General features: G+C 37.1%; 11 protein-coding genes. 8 read left to right on the top strand and 3 right to left on the bottom strand.

Annotated elements, in window-relative coordinates; genetic code table 11:
- Positions 1-426, bottom strand: a complete 426-nt coding sequence (locus B176_RS0114560) for a MarR family winged helix-turn-helix transcriptional regulator (protein ID WP_040540656.1) — start codon at positions 424-426, stop codon at positions 1-3.
- 268 nt (positions 427-694) lie between these two features.
- On the opposite strand from B176_RS0114560, the gene B176_RS0114565 reads away from it, so the two are divergent.
- On the top strand, positions 695-2,689 hold the full coding sequence (locus B176_RS0114565) for a heavy metal translocating P-type ATPase (RefSeq protein WP_017259564.1): 1,995 nt from the start codon (positions 695-697) through the stop codon (positions 2,687-2,689).
- Positions 2,690-2,804: 115 nt separating this feature from the next.
- Complete coding sequence (locus B176_RS0114570; RefSeq protein ID WP_154647996.1) at positions 2,805-3,239, top strand: hypothetical protein; 435 nt, start codon at positions 2,805-2,807, stop codon at positions 3,237-3,239.
- Between the two features lie 458 nt (positions 3,240-3,697).
- On the opposite strand, the gene B176_RS0114580 is transcribed toward B176_RS0114570, so the two are convergent.
- Positions 3,698-4,480 carry a S1/P1 nuclease gene (locus B176_RS0114580; protein ID WP_083852725.1) on the bottom strand — a complete coding sequence of 261 codons (783 nt, stop codon included), beginning with the start codon at positions 4,478-4,480 and terminating at the stop codon, positions 3,698-3,700.
- A 137-nt stretch (positions 4,481-4,617) separates the two neighbouring features.
- Here B176_RS0114580 and pruA point away from each other — a divergent pair, with 137 nt between their 5' ends.
- The 3 genes from pruA to B176_RS0114595 all read left to right on the top strand — a co-directional run bounded on the left by pruA (position 4,618) and on the right by B176_RS0114595 (position 9,267).
- The gene (pruA, locus tag B176_RS0114585) at positions 4,618-6,252 is read left to right on the top strand and encodes an L-glutamate gamma-semialdehyde dehydrogenase (protein ID WP_017259568.1); all 1,635 of its coding nucleotides are present in this window, start codon (positions 4,618-4,620) and stop codon (positions 6,250-6,252) included.
- Positions 6,253-6,652: 400 nt separating this feature from the next.
- On the top strand, positions 6,653-6,985 hold the full coding sequence (locus B176_RS0114590) for a DUF2147 domain-containing protein (protein WP_161603029.1): 333 nt from the start codon (positions 6,653-6,655) through the stop codon (positions 6,983-6,985).
- 80 nt (positions 6,986-7,065) lie between these two features.
- Positions 7,066-9,267 carry a B12-binding domain-containing radical SAM protein gene (locus tag B176_RS0114595; protein WP_017259570.1) on the top strand — a complete coding sequence of 734 codons (2,202 nt, stop codon included), beginning with the start codon at positions 7,066-7,068 and terminating at the stop codon, positions 9,265-9,267.
- A 216-nt stretch (positions 9,268-9,483) separates the two neighbouring features.
- On the opposite strand, the gene B176_RS0114600 is transcribed toward B176_RS0114595, so the two are convergent.
- Positions 9,484-12,081 carry a lamin tail domain-containing protein gene (locus tag B176_RS0114600; protein WP_017259571.1) on the bottom strand — a complete coding sequence of 866 codons (2,598 nt, stop codon included), beginning with the start codon at positions 12,079-12,081 and terminating at the stop codon, positions 9,484-9,486.
- A 64-nt stretch (positions 12,082-12,145) separates the two neighbouring features.
- Here B176_RS0114600 and B176_RS0114605 point away from each other — a divergent pair, with 64 nt between their 5' ends.
- From B176_RS0114605 to B176_RS0114620, 3 genes are all read left to right on the top strand, one after another.
- Positions 12,146-13,141 (top strand): aspartate-semialdehyde dehydrogenase, encoded by a 996-nt coding sequence (locus B176_RS0114605; RefSeq protein WP_017259572.1) that lies wholly within the window; start codon positions 12,146-12,148, stop codon positions 13,139-13,141.
- 660 nt (positions 13,142-13,801) lie between these two features.
- Entirely contained in the window at positions 13,802-16,060 is a 2,259-nt protein-coding gene (locus B176_RS0114615) for a glycosyltransferase family 4 protein (RefSeq protein ID WP_026063362.1), read from the top strand.
- On the top strand, positions 16,061-17,065 hold the full coding sequence (locus tag B176_RS0114620) for a glycosyltransferase family 4 protein (RefSeq protein ID WP_017259575.1): 1,005 nt from the start codon (positions 16,061-16,063) through the stop codon (positions 17,063-17,065).
- The last annotated feature ends 4 nt before the right edge of the window (positions 17,066-17,069 follow it).

Raw genomic sequence — 17,069 nt, forward strand, 5'->3', positions numbered from 1 at the left:
TCATGATAATGATTCGTAAATAGTGTTTAAAATTCTTTTTAAATCTTGGTAATCCTGCTCGGTTAAATTCTCCCAAGCTTTTGCTCTAATTTTATCAACTTTGGGTACCCATTCTTTTTGCTTGGATTTACCGAAGTCGGTTAAATGGATAATAAAACTTCGCCTGTCGCCTGCACATGCCTTCCGCTCTACTAAACCTTTCTTGCACATTAGGTCTAAAATTCGAGTTAAAGTGGGATGGTCTTTACCGGTAACTTCTGCAAGCTGACTTTGATTTTGGTCGTTGTGCTCATTAAGGTTCTTTAAAACCAACCATTGATCAACCGTAATATCAAAATCCTCTTCTTTAAATCGCTGTTGCGCATATTGCTTAACACGTTTCGAAGTGCGATCTAAAAGGAAAGAATAAGTACCAAATTTTTCCATTGCTTTAATAATAATTAGTACAACAAATATATTGTTTAAATGTTTGTGCTTTTTAAATTTTTGGGATAAAAACATTGTGGTGACAAGTGTTGCCACGCTTGTTGTCGGATTGATGCTGTTTTAGTTTAAACTGGATTGGGGATCCTTTATTATAGCATCGGGATTGCAAATCCCGACAAGCAACGGCGAGGTGAGCGAGTAATTAGTAATAGTTAACAGCGATTTAAGTAATAAAATCCCTAAAAATTTAAAAATCAAATAAATAAGAATGATTTTTGTATTAGAGAACATGATGCAAAAACCAACCGACAATCACCACCAACATTGCTGTGGTAATGATGACAGCAAACAAAATTCAGAAATACAGAACAAGGAACATACTCATGACCACAACCATGATGACCATAACCATGAAACACCAACCCATTGGCAGTTATTAACAGCGCTGGCCATATTAGTTGCCATGTTGATTCTAGAGTTCGGACTTCACTTTATTCCCAACTTTTACATTTCTATTGCCATTTACTTGGCAGCCTATTTACTAGCAGGGTTTGATGTTTTAAATCTAGCTTTCCGGAAAGCTATTCGATTCGATTTTTTTAACGAGTTTGTGTTAATGAGCGTTGCAACTATTGGTGCGTTTAGTATTGGTGCATTTAGCGAAGGTGTTGCAGTAATGGTTTTCTATTCTTTAGGCGAGTGGTTTCAGGATGCTGCGGTAAATAACGCTAAAAAAAGCATAAAGAGCCTTTTAGATAGTCGCCCGGACACAGTAACATTGATAAAAGACAATCAAAATATCCAAACACAAGCTTCAGAAATAAAAATTGGCGATATAATAAGTGTAAAAGCTGGAGAAAAAGTTGCGCTTGATGGAATTTTGCTGAATGAAAAAGCAAGCTTCAACACGGCGGCCTTAACAGGAGAAAGCAAACCAGCATCGAAATATAAAAACGAAGAGGTTTTAGCGGGGATGATTAATACCAACGCTGTTATAAACATTGAAGTCACCACGCTTTTTAAAGACAGTAAGCTAAGCAAGATTTTAGAATTGGTACAAGATGCTACTGCAAGAAAATCTAAAACCCAACTCTTCATTTCAAAATTCGCGAAGGTTTATACACCCATTGTGTTTGCCTTAGCTTTGCTGGTGATTTTGGTCCCAATTCTTTTTGTACAAGACTACGTTTTTAAGGAATGGCTTTACCGCTCTCTGGTTTTTTTGGTAATTAGCTGTCCATGTGCTTTGGTGGTTTCTATTCCGTTAGGCTATTTCGGAGGAATTGGTTTGGCCTCAAAAAACGGAATTCTGTTTAAAGGCGCCAATTTTATGGATGATATCACTGAAATAGACACCGTTGTAATGGATAAAACCGGAACACTAACTCAAGGTGTTTTTGAAGTACAGCACATTGAAGCTATCAGCCTAAGCGAAGAACAACTATTAAACTACACTGCTGCGGTTGAAAATCATTCATCGCACCCCATTGCCAAAGCAATCCTAAAAAAGAGTGGAAACGGTTTTGAAAAATTAACAGTTTCTGATGTAGAGGAAATTGCAGGTTACGGATTGAGCGCAAACGTTAATAGCGACAAAGTATTGGTAGGGAACGCAAAATTACTCAGCAAATTCGGTATTCCATTCGACGATAAAATTTCTAAAATTGAAGACACGATCGTAGTCGTGGCGATTAACCAAAAATATGCTGGATACATTATAATTGCAGACAAAATCAAAGAGGAAGCTTTAAGTACAATTGACGGTTTGCACCGATTAGGGATCCGGACTTTAATGTTAAGTGGCGATAAACAAAGTGTAGCCGATAGTGTTGCCAAACTATTAAAAATTGACAATGCTTTTGGCGATTTATTGCCTCAGGATAAGATTGCAAAAGTAGAAGAATTGCAAAAAACAGGTAAAAAAGTTGCTTTTATGGGCGATGGTTTAAATGATGCTCCCGTAATTACTTTGGCAAATGTTGGCTTGGCCATGGGCGGTTTAGGTAGCGATGCAACTATAGAAACTGCCGACGTGGTGATACAAAATGATAATCCTTATAAAATCATCACCGCAATAAAAATCGGAAAAATCACGAAAAGCATTGTTTGGCAAAATATTGCACTTGCCGGCGGAGTGAAAGTTTTAGTTCTGATTTTAGGTGCTGGTGGCTTGGCAACACTTTGGGAAGCGGTAATTGCTGATGTTGGTGTAGCTTTGTTGGCGATTTTGAATGCGATTAGGATTCAGGGGAAGGACGTTTAGGTTGATTATAGGTTTTTATCTCATCTATAGTTCATTTTTATAGATTAACTTAGTGTAGCTTTTGTAACTCATCTTAATTTAGGGAAACGCCATGAAAAAATTAATATGTATGCTCATGATTGCTTTCTTTTTCTCGAGCTGTAGTAAGGAGGAGTGGGAGAAAGATTGTAAATCGAACTGCACAACTTTAAGTGGCAGATTTGTAAGTTTAAATAATGAGCCTGTCCCCAATGTTAATGTATCTCTTAGCTACAAAATAAGCGGAACATTTTTTAGTAGTGGCTCTTCTAGAAAGATAGTTCAAATCAAGTCTGACAAAAACGGATACTTTAAAAAGTCATTTTATGTAAAAGACAGTGAGTTGGGAAATGGTAAAGGATATTTTGATTTCACAATTGACGACTCTCCGCTTGACATTTCAAAATATATTAAGCAAGATAACCAGAATGCAGGTGGCAACGTAATAGACATTAACATCAGCTCAATTTACAAGAGGGATACTGTAATAAACAACACCTACTACATCCCTAAAAAAAACTCATCAATGTAAAACTAAACAATTTTAAGCCACAATTACAGGGGGATTTTTTCAACGTTGAATCTTTATACCCGTTTGGCTTATTTGTAGGATCAAATCTATATTTAAATTCCCAATATTGTACTGGCTCAAGCATGCCTTTTGTTGCAACTCAACTGAACAATTCATTAACTATTTTCGCAGCAAAAGGTGAAAATAATGTTATTCGCATAGGGCGTAGAAAAAATGGGGTAACATCATATGAAGATGTTAGAATGTACATTCCGGAAAATGATTTAATTGAACTGACTTATGATTATTGAGAATTAGATAAAGTTACCTTTCTCAGGTAGCACCAGCTTTCCGTTTGTTCTATTTTTCAGTTAAATTAATATGATCCAACCCTCTTCACAAATTTTATAATCACACACATAGACTTTCCTTCGTGAGATGTCTTTATCGTCAAAAAAAACATAGTTTTTCAAACATTACTACTTATAAACCTCATTAAGCAACCCCGCCAATCTAATTCCCGCTTTTTGAATGCGTTCCTTATAAATTTTTGAATGTTCTGGGTAATAAGTGTAATCTAAACTGGTTTTTCCTTCTACTTCTTTGTACAACTGCGCACTAATCTGGTACGATTCAAACAGCCATTTTGTAATATCATCACTTTGCCATTCCTTAATCTTAGCATCGCTTATGTTATCTAAAGCTGTTGCCATTTCTGTAAAAGTGTAGCCGTTGTATTCTATCAAACCACTATCCCAAATAGAATGAAGATTTGATTCTTTATTATTATAGCGTAGTTTTATCTTATTACCGCCTTGGTCTTCTACCCTACTTACATGCATCGGCTGGTGCAAATCGCCAACCAAATGAATAACCATTTTTAACGCAAACAACCTATCTTCTTTGTTGATATTTGGCTTTTTAAGTTCGGTAGTCATCTTTAACAGCGCATTATAAACGTTTGCAGTAGTATCTGTTTTCAAGTACTTTGCAAATTGCGAATAATCCAAATCTTGTGGCGGGTTTAAATAATGCCAGCTTCCTGTATCGCGAAATTTTTCGTTCGATCTAATCTCATCTCCAAAAGTACTTACCAAAGGTATCTCTTCATCTCCTAATATGCCTTTCACGGCTAAAGTTGCTTTTGCACTTAAATGATTTTCGGCAATTTTAGCGATTGTTCTGTGACCTGTAACACCCCAAGATATCAGTAAGAAAGCACCCAAAACGGTTGCCATCGGAAAAATAAATTTCGACTTCATAATTTAAAATTTTACCAGCCAAATATAAGAACAATCATAAAGTAAACAGGTGCTTTAAATTTTGTATCAGTATTCTGACAATCCCAAAATATATTTTAATTTAAAATCTTACCTTGTACAAACCAAACAAAAAAGTCATGCTCAAAGGATTTTTTAACGTACCAAGTCCAAAAAACGAACCCATATTCAGTTACCAACCAGGCACAAAGGAAAGAGCGCTTTTAAAACAAGCATTAGCGGAGGCTCGCGAAAAGCAAGTCGACATTCCTATGTATATCGGAGCGAAAGAAGTGCATACAAAAAACAAAAAAAACATTTCACCTCCACACCAGCATCAACATATTTTAGGTCATTTTAGCTACGGAAACAAAAGCCATATTGAAGAGGCAATCTCTGCTGCCTTATTAGCTAAGGCAGATTGGGAAAACATAGCCTGGGAGCATCGAGCTTCAATATTTTTAAAGGCTGCTGATTTAATAGCTACCAAATATCGATACGAATTAAATGCGGCAACCATGTTGGGACAATCTAAGAATGCTTTCCAAGCAGAAATAGATTCGGCTTGCGAAATCATCGATTTTTTACGCTTCAACGTAAGTTATATGTCCGAAATTTATGCTCAACAACCGCCAATTTCGCCCGATGGTGTTTGGAACAGATTGGAGCAACGACCGCTCGAAGGGTTTATATTTGCTTTAACACCGTTCAATTTTACCGCTATTGCGGGAAATCTACCAACTTCTTGCGCCATGATGGGCAACGTAGTAGTTTGGAAACCTGCCGACACGCAAGTTTATTCTGCCCATGTGTTGATGAAAATATTTAAAGAAGCTGGCGTTCCAAACGGAGTAATTAACCTAATTTACGCTGATGGACCAGAAGTTGGCGAAGTTGTTTTCAATCACCCGGATTTTGCAGGTATACATTTCACCGGTTCTACAGCAGTGTTTCAGCACATCTGGAAAACCATTGGAAATAATATCCATAAATATAAAAGCTACCCCCGTATTGTTGGAGAAACCGGCGGAAAGGATTTTATCTTAGTGCACCCATCTGCAGATTGGGAAGCGGCAGCTACCGGAATTGTGCGTGGTGCGTTTGAATACCAAGGACAAAAATGTTCTGCTACCTCACGAGCTTATATTCCAAAATCGCTTTGGAGTAACATTAAAAAGAAAATGCTAGCAGATGTTGCTTCATTTAATATGGGCGGTGTAGAAGATTTTGGCAATTTTATAAATGCGGTTATCGATGAGAAATCGTTTAACAAACTGGCAAAATATTTAGACCAGGCAAAAAAAGACAAAGACGCAGAAATTATTTGTGGTGGCGGATATGATAAATCTGTAGGCTATTTTATTGAACCAACCATTATTCTCGTCGACGATCCAAAATACATTACCATGTGCGAGGAGCTTTTTGGTCCTGTTTTAACGGTTTTTGTTTATGATGATGAAGATTTCGAGAAAACATTAACCTTAGTAAACGAAACATCAAATTATGCACTTACCGGTTCTATTTTCGCTCAAGACAGGTATGCAGTTGAACAAGCTTCGGTAGCTTTGAAAAATGCAGCGGGCAACTTTTACATTAACGATAAATGTACCGGTGCGGTAGTGGGTCAACAACCGTTTGGTGGTGCAAGAGGTTCTGGTACTAACGACAAAGCCGGGTCAATGATTAACTTATTACGTTGGGTTTCTCCCCGCACAATTAAAGAAACGTTCAACCCTCCAGTGGATTACCGATATCCTTTCATGGAAAAAGACTAAGAAGCTGTCCAAAAAAGATTCAATAATATATATTAAAAATTTTCGTCCTGTCGAGGCAACGAGACATCTCACATTCAGGTTGCCATGCGATGCGTATAAGTCTTTCGAGTGAGATGTTTCACTCCGTTCAACATGACGGCGTGGGCGCTCTTTTCATCAAAAAGAAACCTATAAAAGAAATTGCAATATAATTTTAGACAGATTCTAAGTGACATGATTGGATCAATGAGTGAATGAAAGAGGTTGAATTATGACTTTTGTTTTTGATTCTCCTGTGGATTTTCGAAAAATAGCACAGTTTTTGAAAACACTAATCAGCTATCACGAAAAAACATTTTTTATTATGTACAAATTCAAAACACCGATAATAATTAGTGCTGTATTATTCATTTTTCTCAGCATGTCTTCATTCCACGCATTACAACCTGATTCCATTATTGGTTTATGGAAAGAGAAAGACGGAACAAAGACCATCAAAATTTACAAAGTAGAAACAAGCTACTTTGGCAAAATAACAGAAAATTTAAGTGACGACGAAAACAAAATACAGCCAGGAACGGTAATTATGAAGGATTTTGTTTATGAGAACGAGGAGTGGAAAGGCACTATCGAAATCCCTAACCGTGATTTAAGTTTAAAAGGAAAAATAACAATGGAAAACCCAGATGAACTTAAAGCTACCGCTACGGTGGTGTTCATTGGTAAATCCAAAACTTGGTTGCGTGTAAAATAATAACTAGCTCAAAATATAGGGAAACCTACAAACCTCATTTGAAAAGCTACATCAATTTTTTTTGATAAATTTGTGGCAGTTTGAAAGATATCCTTCTAATTACCCCGCCCTTTACCCAGTTAAATACGCCCTACCCTGCTACGGCTTATTTAAAAGGTTTTTTGAATACCAAAAACATCAGTTCGCACCATGCGGATTTGGGTATAGAAGTAATTATAGCACTTTTCAATAAAAACAGTCTCGCACAGTTATTCTACCACGTCCGCGATAACCAATCTAACTTTTCGGAGAATATACAGCGCATTTATGCTTTAAAAGATGAATACGTCAAAACGATTGATGACGTGATGCTTTTTCTGCAGGGTAAAAACCAAACAATGGCTCGTCAAATCTGTAGCGACGATTTTTTACCACAAGCCTCTAGATTTTCACAATTAGATGATTTAGACTGGGCCTTTGGCAACATGGGTAATCAAGATAAAGCAAAGCATTTGGCAACGCTTTATCTGGAAGATTTATCTGATTTTTTGGTAGAGTGTGTTGATGAGAATTTTGGTTTCAGCAGGTATGCGGAACGCCTTGGCAGAAGTGCAAATCAATTTGATGAACTATATAGTTTTTTAAAACAAGAACCAACTTACATTGATGAAATCACGTTAACCTTGCTGGAAAACAAAATGCAATCTCAACAACCTAAGTTAGTTTGTATTTCTGTACCCTTTCCAGGAAATTTATACAGTGCTTTTCGTTGTGCCCAATGGATCAAAAAAAACTATCCGAATGTAAAAGTGAGTATGGGTGGTGGTTTCCCAAATACCGAATTGCGAAGTTTGAAAGACGTAAGAGTATTTGAGTTTTTCGATTTCATCACGCTTGACGATGGAGAACTACCTGTAGAAATCCTACATTCAAATATTATTGATTCCTCAGCTAAAAATCCTAACCATAAAGCTTACAAACGTACGCTATTGCTAGAGAAGGGATCTGTTGTTTACAATAACTTTTCTTTAAGGCAAGATTATAAACAGCTAGATGTTGGCACTCCAGATTATTCGGACTTGTTGTTAGACAAATACATCTCTGTAATTGAAATTGCAAACCCCATGCATAGTTTATGGAGTGATGGCCGGTGGAATAAACTTACCATGGCGCATGGCTGCTATTGGGGCAAATGTACGTTTTGCGATATCTCCTTAGATTACATTAAAAATTACGAACCCGTTGCAGCAGGTATTTTAGTTGACCGCATGCAACAACAAATTGAGCAAACCGGCGAAAAAGGTTTTCATTTTGTTGATGAGGCCGCACCACCCGCTTTAATGCGTGAAGTTGCCTTAGAAATAATCAGGAGAAAACTGGTGGTTACCTGGTGGACAAATATTCGTTTTGAGAAAAGCTTTACCAAAGATTTATGCTTATTGCTAAAAGCTTCGGGCTGTATTGCAGTTTCTGGGGGTTTAGAAGTAGCTTCGGACAGGCTATTAAAATTAATTGACAAAGGTGTAACCGTGGAACAAGTTGCCAAAGTAAACAGCAACTTTACCGATGCCGGCATTATGGTACATGCCTATTTAATGTATGGTTTTCCTACACAAACAGTACAAGAAACGGTTGACAGTTTGGAGATGGTGAGGCAAATGTTCGAACTGGGCGTTATGCAATCGGGGTTCTGGCATCAATTTGCATTAACGGCTCACAGTCCGATAGGCTTAAAACCTGCTGATTTTGATGTAATCCCTAACCAGAAAGAAATTGGTTTTGCACATAATGATGTGGAGTTTAAAGATAAAACCGGTATCGACCATCAAAAATTTAGCGAAGGATTAAGAAAATCACTCTTCAATTATATGCATGGCATTTGTTTCGAATTTCCTTTACAGGATTGGTTTGATTTTAAAATACCACGCACCACCATCAAAAAAGATTTTATCCAGCAGTCTTTAAATACCACAACAGCGTTTACCACCAAAAGCAGCGCTAAAATCGTTTGGTTGGGCACTATACCTCAAACTAGTGTGTTTACTAAATCTAAAAAAGGACAATCTTGGGATTTAATGTCTTTAACCTTTCATCAGAAAAAAGAAAGCTTTGCTATTAACCTCGACAAAGAAAAAGGTGCATGGTTAAAATCTATTTTAATTGAGCTGGATATTCATAGTGGTAAATCAACCACCTTTCATCAGCTCAAGCAAAGTTTTGAAACTACTTTTGAAGACTTTGAACTTTTCTGGTTTAGCAAGCCTATACAGCAACTGAGAGGCAACGGCTTACTTTCGGTGTGATAATTTCTATTAAAGAAACATTATCTGAAAATATTTAGTTATTAATTAAAATTAACCGTACATTTGCCCCACCAAAAAAACATATTTAACATCTCACTAACTATGAAAACTGTCAAAGAGCTCATCAAAATGCTTCCAGGATTCTTAAAATTTGTTTACAATAAAGGGATGCGTCCTTTATAGAGAAGTTCAAAAGAGCTGTTTTCCAGACGTATTTTAATTAAATTTAGAGGCTAAGGCAACTGTTTTCTTAAAACTCTTAACATTACCGTCTAATTCAAAAACCTCTACATAAATAATATAAATTCCTGTTTTTGCTTTTGCATTGGTTTGATCCAGACCATCCCAAACCCATTGACCTTCGGTATTTAAAGTCTCATTACTGATCAGTTTTTTGACTAACCTACCCTGATTATTGTAGATGGTAACATTTGCAACTTTACTTGGTACCGGAAATTGATATTGAATACGTAGAATGTCCTCGAAACCATCGTTATCTGGAGAAAATGTTTGGCTAGGCAAAGAGATTTCTTCGGTAGCGTTTACCAAATCCTCTAAATACTGAGAATTTTTGCCAGCCGGGGTTGCATAACCAGAAGTGGCAGTTGCAGATCTAAAATTACCAGTTGCATTAGTTGGAAGTGTAAAGCTACTGCGCTCCAAAGAAACACCTACAACATCTTTTAACAAAGCAAAATGCATATCCTTGGTATAATCTAGCTGATCTAAACGAGTAGACCCGGCCAGAATCACCACTTTTCCTTTATCATTCGCATACGTTGGCAGAGAACTCAATTTTATGAAATTGTTAGGATTAGCCGTGGTGTACTGCGCTTTAACAGAATCTGGGTTTGTGGTAATCACCCAATAGCTTTTTGGTTCAAACAAAATAGTACTTGTACTTGCATCTTTTATGCTTATTACAGAGTCTTTAGTCGTAGCAATTGTCGCGATTTTCAAATCTTTAAAATCCAGAATCTTATCAGAAGCATTATAAACTTCTACAAAATCTACCCCGCCAGGTCTTGGGTTAAATAAAACCTCGTTAATCAAAATATCCCCTTTTACAATTAAGCCCGGATATATAAAGCTCATCTTTTGATTTGCCAATATATTACTTCCGCAGTCTGTTAAACCATCTACTGTAAGGGTGTAGTTCTGATTTCTGTTTATAGCTTGTGTGTATTTTAGCTCTACAGCACTAAAAGCCGGCGATAAAGGGTTAACGGAAGTAGGGCTTCCAACTCCGTTATTTATATCATAATGAGAAGGCAATGTAGCCTGCAAACTATCCAAACCTCTATTAAAAACCAAAGTTAAAGTCACGCTATCCTTCAAACTTACACTCAATAACTTCAGAAGGTCCGTGGTTTTATTGCTTAAATAAATTGAATTCTGCTTTCCTGGCGTTCCGCCACTTGCATCCTTACTGGCCGAATAATTTTGGGAGTGCTTACAAACAGACAATGGATCTATCAGCTCCAAGCTCCATCCGCCGGGCTTTTTAGTATCATCTTTGTACCAACTATCCTGATAATTAACCTCAGAAATTAAAGTTCCGTTTTGGTTAACAAGCTTTAAGTTATCACCAGCGTTATTTAAAGAGGGCCAAGGTGAAATGCCAATAACTTCACCATATTTCTTAAACTCTAGCGTATCTGTTTTAGCGCATAAAATAACGTACTGATTTGCTTTGATAGTGTCGCCTGTAAACGTATAGGTAGTAGTTGCGTCACTATATTTAAAACCACTTAAAGCGACATCCTCTGTGGTTCTGTTCCAAAGTTCCACAAACTCTGTAGAGGGCAAATCTACCTGAGGCGAAGGATCAGCAAAAACCTCATTAATCACAATATCTTTAAAACCAGCTAGGTAAGGCTTCTTATAGTTGAATCCTTTGCTTTGACTAGTCGCAGTATTGCCTTTCAAATCTTTGACGCTACTTACGGAAACTGTATAATCTGCTGTACTCAACTGTGCCGTTAATGTTAACGTTACGTTAGACCCGCTCACCGCCACACTCGCCGGCTGAATATTGCCTGGGTTAATACTGTAATGACTAGCTAAAGACGCATCAGTAACATCCACAGCCTCATCAAAACTTAGAACAATCTCTTTTCCGTTGTTGGTACTTGCTTTTGTAAAAACGGGCGGACTAACATCCGGAACCAATTCAGTAATCAAAATATCATCGTAATAATGCATTCCAGAGCGGGTCGCGGTAAAAGAAGACCTAAATCCAAAGTAGTTGCTGGTTATAAAAGTATTGTCAACTACAGTTCCTTCTGTAGTATAATTTGTTCCGCCGTCAATATCTGTTTTCAACTTCCACAAACCAGTACCGTCTCTACTCACTTGTACCCTAGCCTTTATTTCGGTAGTTCCTCTGTTTTTGTCTGGTCCGTCGATTATTTTTGTAATTGTGGTACCGCTCTGTTTATATAAATCGTACGAGTCTAGCGCACCGCTTTCGCCAATCTGCAAAAAATAACCATTTAATGCACCGCTCAAATCGGTCTTGTCTGATAAGAGGTAAACTCTACAAAAATTAGAGGTAGACGGATCAAAATCCATCTTTAAAAAAAACTCCCATTTAGCATTTATAGCCAAACTATTTGCGGTATAAAGATAAACGGTTTGGGCATTTCCGGAGTTCACGGTTTGCAACTGTTTACTTGAATTCACAAAATAACCAGCTGCATCACCTTGCCAAACTGGGTTTTGCGTAAAATCCCCGTCATTAAAGGCATCATTGACTTGGGAAAATGCAACATTTGCTATAAACAAACTAAAAAACAGTAAAAACTTTCCCATATTTGCGCCAATAAATCAATCACAATATATTAATAATTAATTATTTAAAAATTAAATAACAGACATGAAAGTTGCAGTTGTAGGCGCAACCGGCCTAGTAGGTACGGTAATGTTAAAAGTTTTGGCAGAGCGCAATTTCCCAGTTACAGAATTAATTCCAGTTGCGTCAGAAAGAAGTAAGGGCAAAGAAATTGAATTCAAGGGAAAAAAGTACAAAGTTGTAACTGTTGACGAGGCTATTGCCATGCATCCGGATGTTGCGTTATTTTCTGCTGGTGGAGATACTTCTAAAGAACAGGCTCCAAAATTTGCCGCAGTTGGCACCACGGTAATTGATAATTCTTCTGCATGGAGAATGGATCCAACAAAAAAACTAATCGTTCCGGAAGTTAATGCAAACGTGTTAACCGCCGAAGACAAAATCATTGCAAACCCTAATTGCTCTACCGTACAAATGGTAATTGCCTTAAAGCCTTTGCATGATGAATATAAGGTTAAACGCGTAGTGGTTTCTACCTACCAGTCGGTAACTGGTACCGGCGTAAAAGCTGTGGAACAAATGATGAACGAGCGTAAAGGCATTATGGATGGCCCAATGGCTTATGCATATCCAATCGACTTGAACGTAATTCCTCAGATTGATGTTTTCCAAGATAACGGATACACCAAAGAGGAAATGAAGATGATTTTGGAAACAAAAAAAATCATGGGCGATGACAGTATTGCGGTTACCGCAACTACCGTTCGTATCCCTGTAATGGGTGGTCACTCTGAGGCTTTAAATATCGAATTTGAAAAAGATTTTGATCTAGCTACCGTTCGTAAATTATTAGCAGCAACTAGTGGCGTAATCGTAGCAGATGATCCGGCTAACGGAATATACCCAATGCCAAAAGATGCTCACGAAAAAGACGAAGTTTTTGTAGGTCGTATCCGTAGAGATGAATCACAGCCAAACACGCTAAACATGTGGTGTGTAGCCGATAACTTAAGAAAAGGCGCAGCTACTAACGCTGTACAAATTGCAGAATATTTAGTAAGCAAAAACTTAATTGGATAAAATAATTCTGGGGTTTCCCCGATAAAAAATCGGGGTCGGGCTATCCGCTAAAGTTTTTTGGTTTTTCCTTCGACTCCGCCCAGGATGACCAAAAAAGCTACCGCTACTATCCCTAACCCAGCAATAAACAGAAGCCTTCCGTAAATGGAGGGCTTTTTTGGTTTCAAGAGGAAAATCATTTCCTACCTGATAAATTTAGCCAGATATCTCTACAGATTCAACGAATGGAGAAGAGTTTTTAGACTCCCATTTACATAAATTAAGATATAACTGACTCCTATTTTTTGGATGCAAGTAAGTCTAAATTGACACCTAGTTCAAAAACCAAATTCAAGGTGAGGTTATAAAAGATCAGCACAAAAAAAACAGATAGAGAAATCCTATAATCTATCCGGAAGCCCCTTAAATATTAACTTTACGCTAAGCTATTTTAGTGGTTAATCTCCATATATGAAAGCCCATATCAATTGTAGAATTTTCAAGATCAAGAGATTTGCGCACAACCCAAAAATGTTTAGTTATGTCATAAGCTTCCCATAAACAGACAAGAAACACTCACTCCGGTCAACATACTCGATTCAGCTTTGTATTGTAACAAACGTGGCACAATTTTCTCATTATGATAAGTTCATCTTATTCATCATTTATTTCGTTTATACCATGAAAATTGCATACATATCTACATACATGCCACGCCCTTGTGGTTTGGCTACATTTAACGCAAACCTTAAAAATGCCATAGATGAAAATTTGTTGAAGAATAAAGGTGAAAGCTTTGTCATCGCTATCAATGATCAAGATGATTTAGCACAATATTCGTACGGAAAAGAGGTCAAATACATCATTAGACAGCAACATCAGAAAGATTATATCCAAACAGCAAACTTCATCAACAATAGCGATACTGATGTTTGTATTATGCAACATGAATTTGGGATTTATGGTGGCGATAGCGGAGTTTATGTTCTTCCATTGATCAATCGGATTGAAAAACCACTGATTACCATTTTACACACCGTTTTAGAAGAGCCTAACTATCTTCAAAAGCTCATTATTCAAGATATTGCTCTCCATTCTGCTAAAATTGTAGTAATGGCTAAAAAAGCAGTCGATTTTTTGGAGAGAATTTACGGAATAAATAGAGAAAAAATTGCACTAATTGAACACGGAGTACCAGATTATACAGATTCCATAGAAGAAATCTTAAACAAGAAAAACGTATTACCAGGTAAGCGTGTATTATCTACTTTTGGCTTACTATCTAGAAACAAAGGTATTGAAACTGTGATAAAAGCCTTACCGGCGATTGTTAAAAACAACCCAGATGTAGTTTATACCATTATCGGAAAAACACATCCTCATATCTTAAAAAACCAAGGAGAAGAATATCGTGATTACTTAAAAAAGCTAGCTGCTGACTTAGGTGTGAGCAAAAATGTAAACTTCATAAACAGTTTTGTTAGTGAGGAAGATTTAGTAAAATATCTCACCGCAACAGAAATTTACATTACTCCTTACTTAAACGAAGCTCAAATTACCAGCGGAACATTATCTTATGCAGTTGGAGCTGGCGCAGCGGTAGTTTCTACACCCTACTGGCATGCACAAGAATTACTTGCAAACAACAGAGGTAAACTTTTTGATTTTGGAGATGAAAAGGCTTTGGCGGAAATAGTAAATGAGTTGTTGGATAATGATAAAGCACTTAAAAACATTAGGGATAACGCTTATGCCTATGGGCTAACATTAAGATATCCAAAAATTGGCGGTCTATACAAAAGATTGGCAGAAGAGGCCATCAGCAACCATCTTCCAAAAGTAGCGTTCAACTTTTCGCAATTGAACGCGGAATTATTGCCAAATTTCACTTTAGATTATGTAAAGCGTTTAACAGATGATACCGGTATTGTACAACACGCCAAATATGGCATTCCAAATCTAAAGGAAGGTTATTGCATGGATGACAACAGCAGGGCCTTAATCATGATTTTGATGACTTATGACCAGTATCAATCTAAGGAAGCACTTGACTTATTGCCTATCTACCTCAGTTTCATTCAATATATGCAGTGTGAAAATGGTAATTTTAGAAATTTCCTCAGCTTTAAACGTGAGTATTTAGATGAAGTTGGCACCGATGACTCTTACGGAAGAACATTATGGGCTTTGGGCTTTATGATCTGCAATTCGCCAAACAATTCTTACAAAGAATTCGCCCGCGAACTGTTTTTTAATTCTTTACAGCATTTAGATAAATTAGAACATTTACGTGGTCATGCCAATAGCATCATCGGATTAGCACATTACCTAAAATCTTATCCAGATGAAATTGTAGAAGACCAGCTTGTACTTTTAGCAGATAAATTGGTATTGGCTTATGAAAAACACCGTTCGGAAGGATGGCATTGGTTTGAAGAAAAGCTGACTTATGACAATGCAATTTTACCCTTAGCCTTGTTGAAATCTTATGAGATTACAAATAAACAGATTTATAAAGAAATTGGTTTAGAGAGTTTAACCTTTTTAGACAGCGAAACCCTTAACCACGGATATTATAATCCTATTGGAAATGAAGGTTGGTTTTATAAATCTAAAGAAAAAGCAGTGTTTGATCAGCAAGCCATAGAAACCATGGCCGCGGTAATGATGTATTACCAAGCGTTCGAAACTACACAAGATGTAAAGTTCATCGAAAAAATGTTTAAAACCTATTTGTGGTTTTTGGGAGAAAATGCTTTGCGAGTACCACTTTACGATCATGAAACTAAAGGCTGTTGCGATGGTTTAACACCACACGGTTTAAACAGAAATCAAGGCGCAGAAAGTACTTTGGCTTATTACATCTCGCATTTGACCGTTTTAAAAGCACAAGAGAAAGAATACTTGTTTGATAAAACCGCTTTAAAAGCTCAAGTTTAAATGAAAGTTGCCATATTAGCTCCCGTTGCATGGCGTACACCGCCCGTACATTATGGTCCGTGGGAACAGATGGCTTTTAACTTAGCCGAAGAATTAGTAAAACTTGGCGTTGAGGTAACTCTTTTTGCTACTAGAGATTCTTTTACTTCTGGAAAATTAAATGCGGTCATTGAGCTAGGGTACGAAACCAAAAAAGGTCAGGATGCGAAGGTGTTAGAGTGTTTGCACATCAGTAATTTGATGGAGCATGCGAAGGACTATGATATCATCCACAACCATTTCGACTTTTTGCCTCTCACCTATTCAAACCTTATAGCAACTCCCATGATTACTACAATCCATGGGTTTTCATCAGAAAAAATAATCCCGGTGTATCAAAAATACAATGCAAATACTTCTTATGTATCTATCAGCAATTCAGATAGGCATGAAAAGTTAAATTATTTAGCAACGGTTTATAACGGCTTAAACATTGAAGATTTTACATTAAACACCAGTCCAAAAGATCAATTGCTCTTTTTTGGAAGAATTCATCCTGATAAAGGAACTGCCGAAGCTATTGCGATTGCGAAACAAACCAACAAAAAATTGATCATAGCCGGAATTGTACAAGACGAAGGCTATTTTGACAGAGAAGTTCGACCACATTTAAATGATAACATTGAGTTCATTGGGCATGCCGGTCCAGAAAAAAGAAACGAATTAATGGGCGAATCTCTAGCCTTACTTCACCCCATAAATTTTAACGAACCTTTTGGTTTAAGCGTGGCAGAAGCAATGATGTGCGGAACACCGGTTATTGCTTTTAACCGTGGCTCCATGCCAGAGTTAATTGAACATGGAACCACCGGTTTTTTAGTGAGTGATGTTGCGGAAGCAAGCCAATCTGTTTCTCAATTATCCAAAATCAATCGTACTCACTGTTCCGAATTGGCAAAAAGCAGATTTTCCGCCGAAAGTATGGCTAAAAACTACTTGAATTTATACCAACAAATCATAAAATAAAGTA

This window comes from Pedobacter arcticus A12 (assembly GCF_000302595.1).
Classification (GTDB): domain Bacteria; phylum Bacteroidota; class Bacteroidia; order Sphingobacteriales; family Sphingobacteriaceae; genus Pseudopedobacter; species Pseudopedobacter arcticus.